Source organism: Flavobacterium solisilvae (assembly GCF_012911605.1).
GTDB classification, from domain to species: domain Bacteria; phylum Bacteroidota; class Bacteroidia; order Flavobacteriales; family Flavobacteriaceae; genus Flavobacterium; species Flavobacterium solisilvae.
This window is the reverse complement of sequence record NZ_JAAMPT010000038.1, coordinates 1-243: the sequence shown is the minus strand read 5'-3', so window position 1 is coordinate 243 and position 243 is coordinate 1. Positions and strand designations below refer to the sequence as shown.

Below are 243 nucleotides of genomic sequence, written 5' to 3'. Positions count from 1 at the left end.
CATTATCTTCAGTTTCATGGAAGGTAATAATGTAGTTTTCACCTCCTAAAATATCGGTAATTAAAGTCGATAAATCGAAGTCGGCAAAACCGTCCTGATTGTCATCACATATAATATATGGCGTTGTTGGCGGTATTGGTTCTGGCAATGGTTCTACTCGAATGTCCATCGTAGAAATAACATAACAACCTGTAGCATTATTGGTAATACGAATACCTAACGTTTGAACATAAATCGTGGTAT

At 36.2% G+C, this 243-nt stretch carries 1 protein-coding gene; it reads right to left on the bottom strand.

The window, feature by feature from the left end:
- On the bottom strand, positions 1 to 243 hold a 243-nt coding region (locus G6042_RS00180), incomplete at both ends, for a hypothetical protein (protein WP_169522308.1).